The organism is Kitasatospora sp. NPDC057965, assembly GCF_042887135.1.
Lineage (GTDB): Bacteria > Actinomycetota > Actinomycetes > Streptomycetales > Streptomycetaceae > Kitasatospora.
Map to the genome: position 1 here is coordinate 36307 of NZ_JBHVPZ010000023.1, position 18091 is coordinate 54397.

Sequence of the window (18091 nt, forward strand, 5' to 3'; positions counted from 1 at the left end):
CCCTGGCGTCGGAAGTGACTTGCGGCGTACGGACGTGGCCGGTATCAGATAAGAACGAGTCGGACCGTTCTATCACGACTGCGCCGCGCCGGGCCACCTCGTCCGCCGGCGCGACGGGGTGCGCCGGGGTGCGGCGGGGTGCGCGCACCGCCGTGCCCGCACCCCACCGCGCCGGCCCCGGGCGCCGGCCTCAGGCGCCGCGCCCGTCCAGCACCGCCTGGAAGGCGGCGGCCAGCCTCGGCACCAGCGCCAGGTCGGTGAACATGGTGTAGTGGTTGCCGGGCACCGGGACGACCGACATCTCGCCGTCGACGTGGGAGCGCCAGTAGTCCTTGCTCAGCAGCTTGATCCGCAGCACCGCCACCTCCTCCTCCGGGTGCGGCTGCTCGGCGTCGAAGACCACCACCGGTCCGCTGACCTTCCCGTCCGGGTAGTACCCCTTGAGGGCCTCGTGGTTGCGGCGCCAGATCCGCACGAACCGCAGGAACTCCTCCTCCCCGGCGGGCAGCCAGTCGGGACGGGTCCTGAGCACCTCGGCCACCTCGGCCATGCTGCGCGGCGGAGCGGCGTCGCGCCGGATGCCGGCGTCCGGCATCACCGAGGCGATCATCTGCGGCAGCGCGACCAGGAACTCCTGCTCGGTCAGGGACTCGCCGACGTACGCCTCCGGCGGGTGGGCGTCGAACAGGTACAGCCCGGAGACCCCCTCGCCGGCCCGCTGCAGCTGCAGGGCGACCTCGAAGGCGAGGTTGCCGCCGAAGGAGTAGCCCGCGAGCCGGTACGGCCCGTGCGGCTGCACCGCCCGCATCCGCTCGATGTACAGCGCGGCCAGCTGCCGGATGGTGACCGGTCCGTCGCCGAGCTCGCGGGGATAGGCGAACGCGGTCAGCGGGCCGTCGAAGTCCAGGTGCTCGGCCAGCCGGAAGTAGCAGAAGTTGGTGCCGCCGGCCGGGTAGATCAGGAACAGGTGCGGGCCCTCGCCCTCGCGCACCCGGACCATGGCGGAGTACTCGGCCGTGCCGTGGACCAGCTCCGTGAGGTACTCGGCGATCCCGCCGGGGGTGCGGCGGTCCGCGAACGCCTCGAAGTCGACCTCCACGTGGTAGCGCTGCGACAGCAGGCTGGCCGCGTCGACGGCGGTGAGCGAGTCGCCGCCGAGGTCGAAGAAGTCGTCGTCGGGGCCGATCCCGTCGATGCCCAGCAGCTGCTGCAGCACGGCGACGACCTCCGCCAGCAGCTCCCCGGTGTCGGCCCCCGGCGCGGCCGGCGCCGCGGCCGGGGCCGGAGCCGGGGCGGCCTCGCGGGGCGCCGGCTCGATCCAGTGGCTGCGCGGTTCGAGCGGGTAGCCCGGCAGGACGGTCTTCACCGCCGCGCCGAGGTCGCCGAGCAGCTCCGGCGCGACGCTGCCGCCGGCCACGAAGTCCCTGGCCGCCGGGTGGTCGCCGGCCCGCCCGCCGCCGGCCAGGAACGCGTCCAGTCCGGCCAGCGCCTCGTCCAGGGAACCGGCGACCAGCGCCAGGCGCTCCGTCCAGTGGGTGCGGCCGGTGCCGAGCGTGAGGGCGAGGTCGTCCAGGCGCGGCCGGGCCTGCTCCAGGTGGCCGCGCAGCCGCTCGGCCTGGCGGACCAGCGCCTCGGGGCCGCGGGCGGACAGCAGCAGCAGGTACGGCTCCCCCGCCGGCTCGCGGCGGCGCTCCGCCGCGACGTGCCGGCCCAGGACGCAGTGCCCGTTGGTGCCGCCGAGTCCGAACGAGCTGACCGCGGCGGCCGTGATCGGCTCGGCCGGCAGGTGCTTGTCGGTGTGCACCACGTAGCGCGAACGCTCCAGCGGGATCAGCGGGTTGACCGCGGAGAAGTTGATCTGCGGGGGCACCGTCTGATGGTGCAGCACCAGCGCGGTCTTGATCAGGCCCACGATGCCGGCCGCCGCGTCCAGGTGCCCGAGGTTGGCCTTGACGCTGCCCAGCGCGCACTCCCGGGTGCCGTCGTGCGCCATCGACAGCGCCCGGATCTCGATCGGGTCGCCGATCGCGGTACCGGTGCCGTGCGCCTCGACGTAGCCGATCTCGTCCGCCGGGGTTCCGGCCGCGGCCAGTGCGGCGCTGACGGCGCGGGCCTGGCCGCGCACGCCCGGCGCGGTGAAGCCGATCTTGTCCGAGCCGTCGTTGGTCACCGCGCTGCCGCGGACCACCGCGTAGATCCGGTCCCGGTCGGCGAGGGCGTCCGCGAGCCGCTTGAGCACGACCACACCGGCCCCGTTGCCCCGCACGGTGCCGCCCGCCGCCGCGTCGAACGGCCGGCAGTGGCCGTCGGGGGAGGCGATGCCGCCCTCCTTGTGCAGGTAGCCGGAGTGCTGCGGCACGGTGATGCTCACCCCGCCGGCCAGCGCGACGTCGCACTCGCCGCCGCGCAGCGCGGCCGCCGCCTGGTGCAGCGCCACCAGCGAGCTGGAGCAGGCGGACTGGACGGTCTGGCTGGGCCCGGTGAGCCCCAGCTTGTAGGACACCCGGGTGGCCAGGAAGTCCTTGTCGTTGCCGATCAGCACGGGGTAGCTGAGCTCGGTCGGCGCACTGTTCGGGGCGCCCTCCTGCTCGTCGCGCAGGATGTTGTTGAGCAGGTAGGTGCTCATGCTGGAGGAGGCGAACACCCCGATCGTGGCGTCGCCGGAGCGCGGCACCGTCCCGGCGTCCTCCAGGGCGCGCCAGCAGGTCTCCAGGAAGACGCGGTGCTGCGGGTCGGTCACCCGCGCCTCCTGCGGGGTGTAGCCGAAGAAGTCCGCGTCGAAGCGGTCGACGCCCTCCAGCGGGACGCCCCGGGCCACGTAGCCCGGCTGGGCCCGCAGCCGCTCGTCGACGCCGGCCGCGGCCAACTCCTCGTCGGTGAAATCGCGCACGGCGCTGACGCCGTCCACCAGGTTCTGCCAGAACTCGTCCACCGTGCGCGCACCGGGCAGGCGCACCGCCATGCCGACGATGGCCACGGGCTCCGCGGGATTGGCGGCAGTCATGTCGTTGCTACGCTCCTTGGTCATGCCGCACCACCGGCGGCGAGGGTCAACAGCTCCAGGTGGGAGGCCAGTTCACGCACGGTCGTGTGCATGAACAGGTCGATCATCTCCAGGCCCGGCACGTCCTGGGCGAGCCGGCGGTGCACCTGGAGCACCTGTACCGAGCTGCCCCCGACGTCGAAGAACCGGTCGTCGGCGGTGAATTCGGAGAAGCCGAGGACCTCCCGCCAGACCCGGGCGACCCGGACGATCGCGGGGGTCGCCGCGCCGTCCGCCTCGGCGAAGGACAGCCGGGTGTCCGGCTCGGGCTCGGACCACGGCAGCGCGGCCGCGTCGACCTTGCCGTTGACGGTCAGCGGCAGCGCCGCCAGCTCGACGTAGCGCGCGGGCAGCATGTAGCCCGGCACCAGGTCCTTCATCGCCGCGCGGATCCGCTGGTCGTCCGCCTCCGGCCGGCGCACCACGAACCCGACCAGCTGCGGCTCCGCCGCCCGCTCGTCCAGCAGGACGGCGCAGTCGGTGACGCCGGGCACCGCGCGCAGCGCCGTCTCGACCTCGCCCAGCTCGATCCGGTACCCGCGCAGCTGGACCTGCTGGTCCATCCGGCCCAGGTAGACCAGGTTGCCGTCGGCGAGCACCCGGCCGAGGTCGCCCGAGCGGTAGAACCGCCCTTGCTCGCCGGGGAGTTCGACGAAGCGCTCGGCGGTGAGCTCCGGCTGTCCGAGGTAGCCCAGCGACACCCCGGCGCCGGACACCAGGATCTCGCCGGGGACGCCGACCGGGACCGGCGCCAGGTGCTGGTCGACCACCCGGATCGCCAGGTCCGCCAGCGGCTTGCCGATGATGCTGGGGCGGCGCTCGGCGATGTCCTCGGGCGTCACCCGGTAGGACGTCACATGGACCGTGGTCTCGGTGATGCCGTACATGTTCACCAGCTCCGCCCGCGGGCCCAGCAGCTCGACCCAGCGCGCCAGGCTGTCGAACTGCAGCGCCTCGCCGCCGAAGACCACGTAGCGGACCCGGATCCGGTCCACGTGGCGCTCGTCCAGCGCCCCGCTGAGCCGGCGGAAGGCGGAGGGCGTCTGGTTGAGCACCGTGACGCCGGTCTCCGCGAGGAAGTCGGCGAACCGGTCGGGCGACTTCCGTTCGGCCTCGGAGGGGACGACCAGGCGGCCGCCGTAGAGCAGCGCGCCGTACATCTCCCAGACCGCGAAGTCGAAGGCGTACGAGTGGAAGAGGCACCAGGTGTCGTCGGCCGTGAAGCGGAACTCCCGGTCGGCGGCGCCGAACAGCCGCAGTACGTTGGCGTGGGTGACCTGGACGCCCTTGGGCTTGCCGGTCGACCCCGAGGTGAAGATCACGTAGGCGGGCCGCTGCCGCAGGTCGAGCGCCGGCAGCGCCGTCCCCGGCAGGTCCGCGGCGGCGCGCAGCAGTTCGTCCAGCGGGATCCGGGCGTCGTGGCCGATCCCGCTGAAGACCTCCGGACCGCAGATCAGCGGCAGCCGCGCGAACCGGCCGATGATGTGGCGCACCCGCGCCTCGGGCGCCGCCGGGTCGAGCGGCACGTACGTCTTGCCGGCCTTCAGCACGCCGAGCAGCACCGCGATCAGGTCGCAGCCGCGGTCCATCGCGACGGCCACGTGGTCGGCGGGCACGGTCGCCCGCAGCCGGCGGGCGATCCGGTTGGCCCGCTCGTCCAGTTCGCGGTAGCTCAGCCGCTCGGCGCCGTACTCGACCGCGGTGCGGTCCGGGTACTGGGCGGCCCGCTGCTCGAAGACGGCCTGGAGGGAGGGCGCGGTCGGGACCGGGAGGTGCCGGTTGACCAGGGCGTCGATGGCCCGGGCGCGGTCCGGGGAGACGCCGCGCACCTCGGCGAGGTCGACGTCCCGGCCGACGGCCACCGAGTCCAGCAGGGTCAGCAGGGTGGCCGTCGGGTCGCCGGCCGCCAGGGCGTCGGTGTGCGCGAGGTGGTAGCCGTAGCCGTCGCCGAGGTCCTCGACCCGGGCGACGAGCGGGTAGACCAGGTCGCGGCGGTGCAGTTCGAGGCTCTCGGCCGTCCAGTCGGCGATCTGGAAGGCCAGCGCCTGGCGGTAGTAGGTGAAGGAACTGCTCGGTGTGTGGCGTCCGGCCCGGACCCCGGGGATGACCTCGTCGGCGTTCGCCGTCAGGTCGAAGCCCTCGTGCCGGATCATCGAGCCCATCCGCTGCTCGACGTCCCGGCACAGGTCGCCGAAGGTGGCGTAGGCGTCGAGGTCCACCGCGAGCGGCAGGGTGTTGACGAAGTAGCCGTACGCGAGGCGCCGGCGCTCGTCCCCGCCTCTGCGGTTGCCCAGCGGGATGGCCGTGGTGACGGTGCGGCTCGCGCTCAGGGTGCCGAGCAGCAGCAGGTGCACACCGAGGAAGAAGCTGAACTTGCGCACCCCGAGCTCGGCGACCGTCTTGTCGATCGCGGCGTTCAGCTCGGCGTCCAGCGGCAGCCACAGGTGCGCGCCCTCCAGGATCCCCTCGGCGTTGCGGCCGGCCTCCAGCTCCTCCAGCGCGAGCGCGGAGAGGCCGCCCAGCATCGAGCCGAAGAACTCCTTCGCGGCGGGGTCCCGGGTGTCGCCGTCCGGGAAGTCCAGCGGGCTGAGCTCGACGCCGGCCGGCCGCGCGGAGGGGTCCCGGTAGAGGCGCTCGATCTCCGGGCCGACGTTGTAGAAGGCGAAGGCGTCGCAGATCAGGTGCGACATCCGGATGGTCAGGAAGGTGGCCTGGTCGTCCTCGACCAGCGTGTAGTCGTACAGCGGCCAGCGGTCGACGGGGATCTGCCGGCGGGCCTCCCCCGACATCCGCTCCCGGACGCGCTCGGTGGCGTCGCCCGCGCAGCGGGTGAGCGGCACCCGGTAGCGGCGCTCCGGGTCGTACACCGCCCTGACCTCGCCGTCGCGCTCCGCGAACACCGTGTTGAACGCGACGTTGGCGTTGAGGAACGCCTCGACCGCTCCGCGCAGGCGCTCGGAGTCGATGTCGCCGGTCATCCGGAAGGCGAACGTCAGATCGTACGAGGTGTCGCGGGGATGAACTTTTCCGTGCAGATAGAGCTTTCGCTGAGCGGCCGTGAGAGCGCGTACCGTCTCGGGCATTTCTGACATCCCCCATGAGTGGCTTGCTGATTGCCGCGGAGGCTCGGTCCCGGCGATCTGGATATGCCGAACAAGGCATTGACGAAAATCTCGCGACACGGCGGCCGATTGCCCGCTGTGCGGGTGCCGTGACTCTCCGCAGACACCGCTGTCGGGGTTCGGCGCCCGCCACCCCGTCCAGCAGTGGAGAAGAACCTGCAGGTCGGGCGCGATGCCGCCGGGCGGCGGAGCTTTCCAGAACGGATCGACTCGACCCACAGTAGGCCCGGCCCGGGTGCCCGTCAAGGAACCGCCGCCTCCGTTTACGCATCCCTGATAACCCGAATCACGTTCTTCGGCCAGTTTCTGAGGCCTCGTCGGGCGCGGCATCCGGAACCCTTGAAATGGCCTGCCCGCTGACTACCATTGGGCGGCGACGCACCAGAATCAAGGGGGATCGGTGAAGGTCCGACAGCAGGAATCCGCCAGGTCTTCTCGCGCAGGGGAGAACGGGGGGGAGCGGTCCGGCGGGGACGACCGGCCCGGGCTCTCCGCCGTGGAACTCGTACCGGTGGGCGCACTGCTGCCCGCCGATTCACCGCGCAGCGCCGGCGAGGACCCGCACCACACCCAACTGCTCGCCCAGTCCGGGGCGGTGCTGCCGCCGATCACCGTGCACCGCGGCTCGATGCGCGTGGTGGACGGCATGCACCGCCTGCGCGCGACCGTCGCGCGCGGCGAGGACCTGATCCGGGTGCGCTTCTTCGAGGGGACCGCGTGCGAGGCCTTCCTGCTCGCCGTGCGCGAGAACACGGCGCACGGCCTGCCGCTGTCCCTGAGCGACCGCGCGGCCGCCGCGTCCCGCATCATCCGCTCGCACGGGACCTGGGCGGACCGGGCGATCGCCGAGACGACCGGCCTGTCCGCCAGGACGGTGCGGGAGATCCGCCGGGTCACGCTCGACGAGGCCGACCAGCCGGCCGTACGGCTGGGCCGGGACGGGCGGACCCGCCCGCTCAACAGCGCCCGGGGGCGGGTGCTCGCCGGTCGGCTGATCGCCGAGATGCCCACCGCCTCACTGCGGCAGATCGCGGAGCTGGCCGGCATCTCCCCCGGCACCGTCCGGGACGTCCGCGCCCGCATCGACCGCGGCGAGGATCCGGTGCCGCCGTCGATGACCGGAAGCACTCGCAGGAGCAGCGGCGCTGACTCGTCGTCAGCGCCGCACGCGGCCGAACGGGACGCGCATCGCGGGCCCGCCGGCCGGGCCGAACGGGAGCCCGAGCGGGAGCCCGGGCGCGAGCACCCGCCGATCGCGGAGCATCGGCAGGTCGGGGAGCAGCGGCCACCCGCGGAGCAGCCGCCGGCCGCCGAGCCGGCCCGCGACCAGGGAGCGCTGCTCGCCCTGCTGGCGAAGGACCCCTCGCTCAAGTATGCGGAGAACGGCCGTCTCCTGCTACGCCTGCTCAGCGCCACCTCGCTGCCCCCGCAGTACTGGCGGGAGCTGATGAACGCCGTCCCCGGCCACTCCCTCCCGCTGGTCAGCCAGGCCGCCAGGGCCTGCGCCGAGACCTGGGCGGAGTTCGCCGACCGGCTCGACGGCCGGAACTGAGCGACCGTCACCGGCCACCGCCGTGCAACTGCCGCAGAACCCGCGGTTGCACAGCGCGCGGGCCGAGGGTGCGCGGCGCGCGGTCGGGCGGCTATCGTCACCAGTGCCTTCACCGCACCGCGGGTCAGCGGGCTTCCACACCCCTGAAGCGACCCGGTCCGGGAGGCTCGTTCGGCGCCGCGCGGCAGGACCCAGGGTCCTCCGGACCGTGGTCGACCACCCTGCCCGCCCGCCGCCGACGCATTCCTGCCGGCGGTCCGCACCTGCCCGACGCCACTGCCTCGGGGACGAAGCCCGTCACGGACCGTCGTCGACCACGACGGTCCCGGGCGCGCCGCGGCCACCCTTCGCGGCGCCCCGTCCCCGGCCTCCCATCCCACAGAAATCGGGGAACCCGACATGAACCTTCTGGAATCCACAGCGCCGGTGACCACACGGACCGGACTGACCCACCCGGTCGGCATCCTCGGCACCGGCCTGCACGTGCCGCGGACCGTGGTCACCAACGAGGACCTCACCCGCACCCTGGACACCTCCGACGAGTGGATCACCTCCCGCACCGGCATCAGGGAGCGGCGCTTCCTGGAGGAGGGCCGCGTCACCTCCGACATGGCCATCGAGGCCGGCCGCCAGGCGCTCGCCCGGGCCGGGGTCGACGCCTCGGAGCTGGACGCCATCGTGGTCGCCACGTTCACGCCCGACCAGCCGCTGCCCTCCACCGCGATGATCATCGGGGAGGCGCTCGGCGCCCGCCGCGCGATGCCGCTCGACCTCACCCAGTCGGCCTGCTCCGGCGGCATCTACGCCCTGCTCACCGCCGCGCACCTGCTGCAGAACACCAACTACCGGTACGTCCTGGTCATCGGCGCCGACGCCGGCTCGCGCGGCACCGACCCGCAGGAGCGCACCACCCGGGTCTTCCTCGGCGACGCCGCGGGCGCCGCCCTGCTCGGCCGCACACCGGCCGGGTTCGGCCTGCTGGGCTGGGACACCGACGGCGAGCTGTCCTACGAGGTGGAGATCACCGCCGGCGGCTCGCGGCTGCCCACCAGCCCGGAGACCGTCGAGGCGCGCTCCCAGTACCTCAAGATGAACGGCAAGGCCGTGTGGAACATGGCCACCGAGAAGCTCCCGGAGAGCATCCGCCGCACCGCCCTCCACGCCGGGGTCGAGCTGGACGAGGTCCAGCACATCCTGCTGCACCAGGCCAACCTCAACATCATCAACGAAGCCGCCAAGGCCCTCGGGGTCTCCGCCGACCGGGTGCCGACCACCGTCCAGCGGTTCGGCAACACCGCCGCCGCCAGCGTGTTCACCGTGCTGCACGAGACCATCGAGAACCGGGCGCGCCACGGCGACCTGCTGATCATGTCCGCGATCGGCGCGGGCTTCCTCTGGGGCTCGGCCTGCTTCCGGCACTTCGACCCGTTCGGTGAGGCGTAACGTGCTCGCGGTGGTCGCCAAGAGCGCCGACCGGGCCGACCCGCTGGCCGGACTGCACGTCGGCGACTGGCCGGCGCCCCGGGCGGAGGGCGACTGGACGACCGTCACGGTCCGCGCCGCCTCGCTCAACCAGCACGACCTGTGGACGCTGCGCGGCGTGGGCCCGGGTGCCCGGCAACTGCCCGTCGTCCTGGGGTCCGACGCGGCCGGCGTCGACGAGGACGGCAACGAGGTGATCATCCACCCGGTGGTCGGCGACCCCGCCGCCGGCCACGGGGACGAGACGCTCGACCCGGCCCGGACCCTGCTCGGCGACGAGCACGACGGCACCTTCGCCGAGCGGGTGGCCGTACCGCGCCGCAATCTCGTCCCCAAGCCGGCGGGCCTGTCGTTCGAGGAGGCCGCCTGCCTTCCCGGTGCCTGGCTGACCGCGTACCGGATGCTCTTCAAGCGGTCCGGGGTCCGGCCGGGCGGGACGGTGCTGGTGCAGGGTGCCGGCGGCGGGGTGTCGACGGCGCTGATCGCGCTCGGCTCCGCCGCCGGCTACCGGATGTGGGTGACCGGGCGGAGCGAGGAACGCCGTGAGCGCGCGCTGCGGCTCGGCGCCGAGGGCGCCTTCGCGGCCGGAGCCCGCCTGCCCGACCGGGTCGACGCGGTGATGGAGACGGTGGGCGAGGCCACCTGGGCCCACTCGCTGCGCAGCGTGCGCCCCGGCGGCCGGGTGGTGGTCAGCGGCGCGACGACCGGGGCGATGCCGCCCGCCGATCTGGCGCACGTCTTCTTCCGGCAGCTGACGATCGTCGGCTCCACCCTGGGCACCCGCGAGGAACTGGTGGAACTGGCCGCGTTCTGCACCGCGCACCGGCTGGCCCCGGTGGTCGACCGGGTGCTGCCGCTGAGCCGGGCCCGGGAGGGCTTCCAGGCGCTGGCGGACGGCGCGGTGTTCGGCAAGGTCGTCTTCGATGCGTCCCGATGACCGGCCACCCCTGCCCTGGGCCGACTGATCGTCAGTCTGTGCTGCCGTTGGAGGATTCGAGGAGCCGTGCCCGGCCGGAAGCGTCCGGGCACGGCTCCCCCTTCTCAGCGCGGGCCCATCCGCATGGCGCCGTCGATCCTGATGGTCTCGCCGTTGAGCATCGGGTTCGCCACGATGTGCAGCGCCAGGGCCGCGAACTCGTCCGGGTCGCCGAGCCGCGCGGGATGCGGGACCTGGTCGCCGACCGAGGACTTCGCCTCCGCGGACAGCGCGCTGAGCATGGGGGTGTCGAACACCCCCGGCGCGACGGTGACCACCCGGATCTTCAGCGGCGCGAGGTCCCGGGCGGCCGGCAGGGTCAGGCCCACCAGCCCGCTCTTGGCGGCGGCGTACCCGGCCTGGCCCACCTGCCCGTCGAATGCCGCGATCGAGGCGGTATTGACGACGACCCCGCGTTCCCCGTCCGATTCCGCGTTCCGGGACATCCGGTCGGCGGCCAGCCGGAGCAGATTGAACGCGCCCACCAGATTGACCGTGACCATCCGCTGGAACTCCGCGAGCGGATAGGGGCCGCTTTTCCCGACGATTTTCACGGCATTCGTCGCACCCGCGCAATTCACCACCACCCGCAGCGGGCCGAGCGCCTCGGCGACGTCCAGCGCGCCCGCCAGCTCCGCCTCGCCGGTGATGTCGGCCGCCGCGAAGACCGCCCGATCGCCCAGTTCACGGGCCACCTGCGGGCCCCGCGCACCGGGCCGGCCGACGATGACCACCCGGGCGCCGGCCGCCACCAGCCGCCGGGCCGTGGCCAGCCCCAGGCCCGAAGTGCCCCCGGCGACCAGGGCGACGCTCTCTGCGATCTGCACGCTGCTGCTTCCTCTCCCGAATTCCGGTTCGCACGCTCTCGTGACGCGACGACCTGACGGCGCGTCGGTGTCCGATGGTAATTGCGAATCCGGCCGGAATCCCTTTGCACAGCGTTTGATCAATCCGTCCGAATCGACCGGAGCGGTCGCATCCGGACCCGTCCCCACTCCCCCGAAGGAAAGGTGCCTCATGTTCCGTCAGACCCGCGAGCCCGGCCTCTGGACCGCCGGCCCCGACGACGGCCGCCCGCTGGTGCTCGTGCACGGCATCCGGCTGTCCGCGCACATGTGGCTGCCGGTCGCCGGCCGGCTGGCCGACCGGTACCGGATCACCGCGTGCGACCTGCCGGGCCACGGCGCCCTGGACGACCGCCCGTTCACCCTCGAAGGAACGGTCGAGCGGATCGCGGCCGCCGTCGCCGAGGCGACCCGCTCCACCGGCCGCCGTCCGGTCGTCGCCGGCAGCTCGCTCGGCGGCTTCGCCGCCCTCGCCTACGGCGCCTCGGAACACGGCGGCGCGGTGGGCCTGTTCGCGCACGGCGCCACGCTCCGGACCGACGGTCCGCTGCTGCTCCCGCACCGGGCCGCCGCCCTGGCCCAGCGCGGGCTCGGCGAACGGTGGTCGCTCCGGCTCAACCGGGCCGCCCTGCGGCGCCGACTGCCCGCGGAGAGCTACCGGGCGATCATGGCGGGCGGGCTGTCGGAGCGCGGGTTCGGCGAGGCGATCGCCGTGATCTCCCGCACGGACATGCTGTCGACGATCTCCCGCGTCCGCACTCCGCTGATCCTCGCCAACGGCCTCGGCGACCCGCTGTTCCGGCTCCAGGAGCGGCGCTTCCTGGACCGCGTCCGGGGTGCCGGCACGCCGGCGCGGCTGGTGCACGTCCCGGGGCCGCACCTGCTCCCGCTGACCGACCCCGACGTGTTCGGCCGCGTCCTCGACCGCGGGTGCGCCGAGCTGGCGGCGGCGGAGGAGCCGGGCGCGTGAACCCGGCTCAGGCCCCGCTCACGCCTCGGTCGCGCCGCCCGCGCCGTCCACGCCGGCGATGTAGGCCGCGATGTCGGCGATGTCCCGGGCGGCGACCGGCACCGGTACGGAGGGGGCCATGATGTGACTGATCGTCAGCCGGACGGCGGCGTCGACCATCAGCCGCCGCCGCTCCGGAGCCACCTGCGGCCACGCCCGGTCGACGTAGCCGGCGATCAGCGCGTAGGTGCAGTCGAAGACGCTCTCGGAGCGCGTCGTGAGCGGCGTCAGCAGCGCCCGGTCCCCGCCGACCGCGCTGCTGACCGCCCCGTTCAGCAGCGGGTTCCCGGCCGCGAACCGCAGGGCGAACCCGACCCCCTCGGCGGCGCTCTCCCGCAGGTCGTCCGGGTGCTTGCTCAACTCGTCGACGATGCCGCCCAGGAAGCGCTCGATCTCCCGCGCGACGAGTTCCTCCCCCACCGCGTCCAGGGAGGGGAAGTGGTCGTGCACCACCGCCCGGCCGACCTCGGCCGCCTTGGCGATGTGCGTCAACCGCAGCTTGGCCCAGCCGTGTTCGACCACCAGGTCGTAGGCCGCGTCGAGCAGCTGATTCCGAAGCGGCGAGCGGGCGGTGTCAGTCACGTCTTCCATAGCGCCCTCACGCTAAGGCATGGGCCACGGCCGTGACGACTCCACCCGGTCACGAGCGCACGACAACGGCAAGTGCGCCGGAGCGAAGGGCGCATGTGCCCGGCGCGGGCGGCCCGGCCGAGGATTTGCGGAGCAGGCAATTCCACAATCCCAGATAATAAGCAAAGTAATACAATTACCCTCCCCCATAAAAGCCTTGACGAATAGCCCGCCCCCTATGAAACTGGGCCTGCCGTCAACGCACCAGGAACGCCCGGGGCGCCATTTTCCCCGAGCCTCTTGATGCACGAAGGGAACGGAGGGGGAATTGCCGACGACACCGACCTACCCCGGCGTCTACATCGAAGAGCTTCCCAGTGGCGTCCGCACCATTGCCGCGGTGAGCACCTCGGTGACCGCCTTCGTCGGGGCCACCCGGCGCGGCCCGCTCGACCAGCCCGTCACCGTCACGAGCTTCGCGGACTTCGAGCGCCGTTTCGGCGGGCTCGCGAGCCAGAGCCCGGTCAGCTACGCCGTCCAGCAGTTCTTCCTCAACGGCGGCTCGATCGGGGTCGTGGTGCGGGTCGCGGCGGCCGGCACCGGCGGCGCGGCGGGCGTCACGCTCGGCTCGACGCAGACCTCCACCGCCACCCCGGCCCTGGAGGTCACGGCCGTCGAACCGGGCGCCTGGGGCGCGGCGCTGCGGGTCGCCGTGGACTACCGGACGCCGACCCCGGCCGACACCTTCAACCTCCAGGTCCTGGACACCTCCGGCGCCGTCCAGGAGTCCTTCGCGGACCTGTCGGTCCGGGCCGCCGACCCCCGGTTCGCCGAGACGGTGGTGAACGACGGCTCGGCGGTCGTCCGGGTCAAGGTCCTGGCGGAGAGCCGGCCGGACCCGGTGGGCACCGTCTCCAAGCCCTTCGCGGCCACCCTGCCGGACCTCACCCACCCGATCCAGGTCAAGATCGGCGACGTCTCGCGCACCGTCACCATCCACGACCCGGCCGCGGACGGCCCCGCACCCACCAGCGTCACCGAACTCGCCCTGCTGCTGGAGCGCAAGCTTCGCGCCCTGCCCGACGCCCCGGGCCGGCGGGCCTTCGCGGGCACCCGGGTGAGCGTGTTCGGCCGGCGGCTCCAGGTCGTCGCCGGCTCCACCGACCCGGCCGACGTGGTCCGCTTCCTCGGCGAGGCCGCCAACAACCTGGGGCTGGAGGGCTCGGTCAGCCCGCCGGTCCTCGCCCTCACCGGCGGGCTGGACGGCGCACCCCCCGGCCTGACCGACCTGATCGGCAGCGAGGCCGCCAAGACCGGCATCCAGGCCCTGCGCGACGTCCAGGACGTCAACCTGCTGGTACTGCCGGAACTCGCCGGGTACGCCGACGTGGACGACGCGGTCACGGTCGTCTCGGCCGCCCAGGCGCTCTGCGTGGAGAAGCGGATGTTCCTGATCGTCGACTCCCCGCAGGCGTGGACGACGCTGGACGCCGCCCGGGCCGGGCTGTCCGCCTTCGACTCGGTGCGCAGCGACCACGCGGCGCTGTACTTCCCGCACCTGGAGCTGGTCGATCCGCTCACCGGCCGGCTGCGCGCCTTCCCGCCCTCGGGCACCATCGCCGGTGTGATGGCGCGCACCGACGGCCAGCGGGGAGTGTGGAAGGCCCCGGCGGGCACCGAGGCCGGTCTGCCCGGGGTGCGCGCGCTGACCGTCCCGCTCACCGACCGGGAGAACGGCCTGCTGAACCCGCTCGCGGTGAACTGCCTGCGGACCTTCCCGGTGGTGGGCCCGGTGGCGTGGGGCGCCCGGACGATGGCCGGGGCCGACGTGCTCGGCTCGCAGTGGAAGTACGTCCCGGTGCGGCGCCTCGCGCTGATGCTGGAGGAGAGCCTCTACCGGGGCACCAAGTGGGTGGTGTTCGAACCCAACGACGAGCGGCTGTGGGCCCAGATCCGGCTGAACGTGGGCGCGTTCCTGCACTCGCTGTTCCAGCAGGGCGCGTTCCAGGGCACGTCCGCGCGCTCGGCCTATTTCGTCAAGTGCGACCGGGACACCACCACGCAGGACGACATCAATCGCGGTGTGGTGAACGTCGTGGTCGGATTCGCGCCGCTCAAACCCGCGGAATTCGTGATCGTCAAGATCGAGCAGCTCGCCGGACAGTTCGAGGTTTAGGATCTCCATGGTCGAGTTCACCGTCAATCCGCATCGCTTCGATCCGTACAAGAACTTCAAATTCCTGGTCGTGTGGGACGGCCGGATCGTCGCCGGCATCAGCAAGGTCAGTCCGCTCAAGCGCACCACCGAGGTGGTGAAGCACCGCAGCGGGGGCGATTCGAGCGCGCCGCGGAAGTCGCCGGGCCGCACCGACTTCGAGGCGGTCACCCTGGAACGCGGTGTCACCCACGACCCGGAGTTCGACCGCTGGGCCAACAAGGTCTGGATGGTCGGCGCGGGCCGCGGGGCGGAGGTCTCGCTGCGGGACTTCCGCAAGGACCTGGTGATCCAGGTGCTCAACGAGGCCGGTCAGGTGGCGGTCGCCCACAAGCTGTACCGCGCCTGGCCGAGCGAGTACCAGGTGCTCGGCGAACTCGACGCCAACGCCAACGCGGTGGCGATCCAGAGCCTCAAGCTGGAGGTGGAGGGCTGGGAGCGGGACGAGGAGACGCCCGAACCGGAAGAGCCGTCGTTCCAGCAACCGGCCTGAGCGGCGGTCCGGCTCATGGAACTCATCGGGCAGGCGGCCCTGTTGGCCGCCTGGGAGGCCGGGCAGACGGTCGGCCGCACCGGGCGGGCCCTGCTGCTGCACACCGTCGCCCGGCCCGGCGCCGGGGCGGAGGAACTGCTGGCCGTACCGCTCGGCGAGCGGGACGCCGAACTGTTCGGACTGCGCACCGAGCTGTTCGGCGACCAGCTCACCATGCGGCTCGGCTGCCCGGGCTGCTCGGAGGAGATGGAGTTCACCTTCGACGCCGGATGGGTGGCCGGTGCCGCGCGGCCGGCGCCCGGGCCGCTGCGGGTGGAGCTGGACGGCTGGCGGGTCGGCTTCCGGCCGGCCACCCCCGCCGACCTGGCCGCCGCCGAGCAGGCCCCGGCCGGCCGGGCCAGGGCCGTGCTGCTGGAGCGGTGCGTGCTGACCGCCGAGCACGGCGGGGAGCCGGTGGCGGCGCGGCAGCTCCCCGAGCCGGTGCAGCGGCGGATGGCCGAGGCCGCTGCCGCCGCCGACCCCTGCGCGGACGTGCGGCTGAACCTCGGCTGCCCCGAGTGCGGGCGGCAGACCCTCGCCGAGCTGGACATCGCCTCCTACCTCTGGGAGGAGCTGGACGACTGGGCCCGGGCCACCCTGCTCGACGTCCATCTGCTGGCCACCGCCTACGGCTGGAGCGAGCCGGAGATCCTCGCGCTCAGCCCGCTGCGGCGCCGCTACTACCTGGAGCTGTGTGCAGATGCCTGACCACTTCGACCGCCTGGTGGCCAAGGGCGCCCCGGGCCGGGACCACGCCGGGGCCGAGGCTGGAGCCGGGGCCGGAGCCGGCGTGCGGGTACGGCCGCGCCTGCTGGGGCCTTACGAACGGATCGAGACGCTCGGACCGGCGCTGCCGGGCGCGGACGGGGAGCCGGTCGCCCCGGGCCTGCCGGACGGCCGGCCCGCCCCCGCGCCGCTCCCCCGGTCCGCGACACCGCGTCCGACGCCGGTCGGGGAAACGCCCACGGCAGCGGTCGGCGCCGACCGCCCGGCCGCCGCGCCCGCCCTTCCGCTGCCGCGCACACCGCTGCTGCTCGCGCCGCCGATCGCCCCCGCCACCGCGCGGGCCGACGGGCCACCGCCACGCGCGGAGGCCGCCCGCCCGGCGGCCCCGGCAGCGGTCACCGCGGTGCCCGTCGCCGCACCGCACCGCGCAGTCGCGGCCGAGCCGCCGGCCGGGGCGCCGCCCGCACCCGGACGGCCCGCCGTCGCGCCGGCGTCCGGACGGCGGGCCGCCGCGGTCGCCGCCCCGGGACACGCGTCCGGGAACGGAGCCGGGGCCCGCCCTCGGCCGCGGCCGGTCGAACGGGTGGTGCGGGTGCGGATCGGGCGGGTCGAGGTCAGGGCCGCCGAACGCGCCCAGGCCGCACCGCGCAAGCCGGCCACGGCCCGCCCGGCCCCGGCCCTCGGCCTGGACACCTACCTCACCCGGGAGCCCTCATGACCGAGCGGGCGGGCCCATGAGCAACCACCTCGCCATCGCCACCGTGAGCGAGGCGCTGCGGCTGCTCATCATCCGCGCGCTCTCGCCTGACATCCCGTTCGCGGTCGAGGTCGGCACCCGCAAACCGCCGAGCGAGCCGCCGACCGACCCGGCCATCACTGTCTTCCTCTACCAGGTCACGCCCAACGCCTCACTGCGCAACCTCGACGCCCCCACCCGCACGACGGACGGCACCCTGCTGACCCGGCCGACCGCCGCCCTCGACCTGCACTACCTGATCAGCTGCTACGGCGAGGAGTCCCAGCTGGTCGGCCAGCGGCTGCTCGGCTGCGTGGTCCGGGCGCTGACCGAACAGCCGGTGCTGTCCCGGCAGTTGATCGACGAGGCGGCCGCCCAGCCGTACCTGGTGGGAGCGGACCTGGCCGCTTCGCCGCAGCGGGTGCGCTTCACGGCCGCGTCGATGGACGTCGACGAGCTGTCCAAGCTGTGGACCGCGCTGTTCCAGACGCCGTTCGCACTGTCCGTCGCCTACCAGGCCACCGCCGTCCTGGTGGAGGGCAGGACCGATCCGGTGGCCGGCAAGCCCGTGCTGCGCCGTACCGTGCGGGCCGTGCCGTCCCGCGGGCCGGTCGTCGAGCGGGTGCTCTCCCGGCCGGCCGGGTCCCGGGGCACTCCTGAGGAGGGACCGGTGACCAAGGACCGGGAGCTGGTGGTGGACGGCTCCGGCCTGCGCGCGGACCTGGTGGTGGTCCGGCTGGGCGAGCGACGGGTGACGGTCGACCCGGGCGCCGTCCGGGACGACCGGCTGGTGCTGGCCGTCCCGGACGGCCTGCCGCCCGGCGTCCACCAGGTGCAGGTGCTGCACGGGCTGGCGCTGGACGGCCGGCCCGCCACCGAGCACCTCGCCGTGGAGTCCAACGCGCAGACCTTCGCCCGGCAGCCGCGGATCCTGGCGCCGATCGGCACGGCGGACCGCGTCGGCGGACCGGCCGGGGTCTCGGCCCGGCTGGACGTCCGGCTGGACCTGCCGCTCCGGGACGACCAGCACGTCCTGCTGCTGCTGGACGAGCTGCACCCACCCGCCGGGCGGGCCGGGGCGAGCCACCAGTTCCGCGCGCCCGCGCCGCCGGGGCCGCGCACCGACCCGTTCGAGGTCCGGGTGCCGGTCACCGGCCTCCGCCCCACGGTGTACCTGGCCCGGGTGCAGGTGGACGGCGTGCCCAGCGAATTGACGGTGGACGGGGACGGGTCCTTCACCGGACCCGTCGTGGATCTGACGCACTGACCGGGGGACGGGGGGA

At 73.8% G+C, this 18091-nt stretch carries 13 protein-coding genes; 9 read left to right on the plus strand and 4 right to left on the minus strand.

Features of this window, described 5'->3' with window-relative positions; genetic code table 11:
- Positions 1-190: 190 nt before the first annotated feature.
- Both ACFVVU_RS27200 and ACFVVU_RS27205 read right to left on the minus strand, forming a co-directional pair.
- Positions 191-3028, minus strand: coding sequence for a beta-ketoacyl synthase N-terminal-like domain-containing protein (locus ACFVVU_RS27200; RefSeq protein ID WP_387792816.1), 2838 nt, complete (start codon positions 3026-3028; stop codon positions 191-193).
- Positions 3025-6126: an amino acid adenylation domain-containing protein gene (locus ACFVVU_RS27205; protein WP_387792818.1), complete on the minus strand. Its 3102-nt coding sequence runs from the start codon at positions 6124-6126 to the stop codon at positions 3025-3027. The genes ACFVVU_RS27200 and ACFVVU_RS27205 overlap by 4 nt, the downstream gene beginning before the upstream one ends.
- 535 nt (positions 6127-6661) lie before the next feature.
- On the opposite strand from ACFVVU_RS27205, the gene ACFVVU_RS27210 reads away from it, so the two are divergent.
- The 3 genes from ACFVVU_RS27210 to ACFVVU_RS27220 all read left to right on the plus strand — a co-directional run bounded on the left by ACFVVU_RS27210 (position 6662) and on the right by ACFVVU_RS27220 (position 10136).
- A complete protein-coding gene (locus ACFVVU_RS27210) occupies positions 6662-7717 on the plus strand; it encodes a hypothetical protein (RefSeq protein WP_387792820.1) in 1056 nt (351 codons plus the stop codon).
- 399 nt (positions 7718-8116) lie between these two features.
- Positions 8117-9160 carry a 3-oxoacyl-ACP synthase III family protein gene (locus ACFVVU_RS27215; protein WP_380685097.1) on the plus strand — a complete coding sequence of 348 codons (1044 nt, stop codon included), beginning with the start codon at positions 8117-8119 and terminating at the stop codon, positions 9158-9160.
- 1 nt (position 9161) lies between these two features.
- Positions 9162-10136 carry a zinc-binding dehydrogenase gene (locus ACFVVU_RS27220; protein ID WP_380685101.1) on the plus strand — a complete coding sequence of 325 codons (975 nt, stop codon included), beginning with the start codon at positions 9162-9164 and terminating at the stop codon, positions 10134-10136.
- 104 nt (positions 10137-10240) lie between these two features.
- On the opposite strand, the gene ACFVVU_RS27225 is transcribed toward ACFVVU_RS27220, so the two are convergent.
- Complete coding sequence (locus ACFVVU_RS27225; RefSeq protein WP_380687867.1) at positions 10241-11002, minus strand: SDR family NAD(P)-dependent oxidoreductase; 762 nt, start codon at positions 11000-11002, stop codon at positions 10241-10243.
- Between the two features lie 190 nt (positions 11003-11192).
- On the opposite strand from ACFVVU_RS27225, the gene ACFVVU_RS27230 reads away from it, so the two are divergent.
- Positions 11193-11990, plus strand: coding sequence for an alpha/beta fold hydrolase (locus tag ACFVVU_RS27230; protein ID WP_387792822.1), 798 nt, complete (start codon positions 11193-11195; stop codon positions 11988-11990).
- A gap of 18 nt (positions 11991-12008) precedes the next feature.
- Here ACFVVU_RS27230 and ACFVVU_RS27235 read toward each other — a convergent pair whose 3' ends face one another.
- Positions 12009-12611, minus strand: a complete 603-nt coding sequence (locus tag ACFVVU_RS27235) for a TetR family transcriptional regulator (protein WP_387792824.1) — start codon at positions 12609-12611, stop codon at positions 12009-12011.
- A gap of 316 nt (positions 12612-12927) precedes the next feature.
- On the opposite strand from ACFVVU_RS27235, the gene ACFVVU_RS27240 reads away from it, so the two are divergent.
- From ACFVVU_RS27240 to ACFVVU_RS27260, 5 genes are read left to right on the plus strand one after another with little or no spacing between them, the layout of a single operon-like run.
- Positions 12928-14775: a phage tail sheath family protein gene (locus ACFVVU_RS27240; protein WP_387792826.1), complete on the plus strand. Its 1848-nt coding sequence runs from the start codon at positions 12928-12930 to the stop codon at positions 14773-14775.
- Between the two features lie 7 nt (positions 14776-14782).
- The gene (locus ACFVVU_RS27245) at positions 14783-15307 is read left to right on the plus strand and encodes a phage tail protein (protein ID WP_355363257.1); all 525 of its coding nucleotides are present in this window, start codon (positions 14783-14785) and stop codon (positions 15305-15307) included.
- Between the two features lie 15 nt (positions 15308-15322).
- A complete protein-coding gene (locus tag ACFVVU_RS27250; protein WP_380687875.1) occupies positions 15323-16054 on the plus strand; it encodes a hypothetical protein in 732 nt (243 codons plus the stop codon).
- Positions 16047-16790 carry a hypothetical protein gene (locus tag ACFVVU_RS27255; protein WP_387792828.1) on the plus strand — a complete coding sequence of 248 codons (744 nt, stop codon included), beginning with the start codon at positions 16047-16049 and terminating at the stop codon, positions 16788-16790. Before ACFVVU_RS27250 ends, ACFVVU_RS27255 begins: the two co-directional genes overlap by 8 nt.
- Before the next feature lie 16 nt (positions 16791-16806).
- Entirely contained in the window at positions 16807-18075 is a 1269-nt protein-coding gene (locus ACFVVU_RS27260; protein WP_380688594.1) for a DUF4255 domain-containing protein, read from the plus strand.
- Positions 18076-18091: the final 16 nt, after the last annotated feature.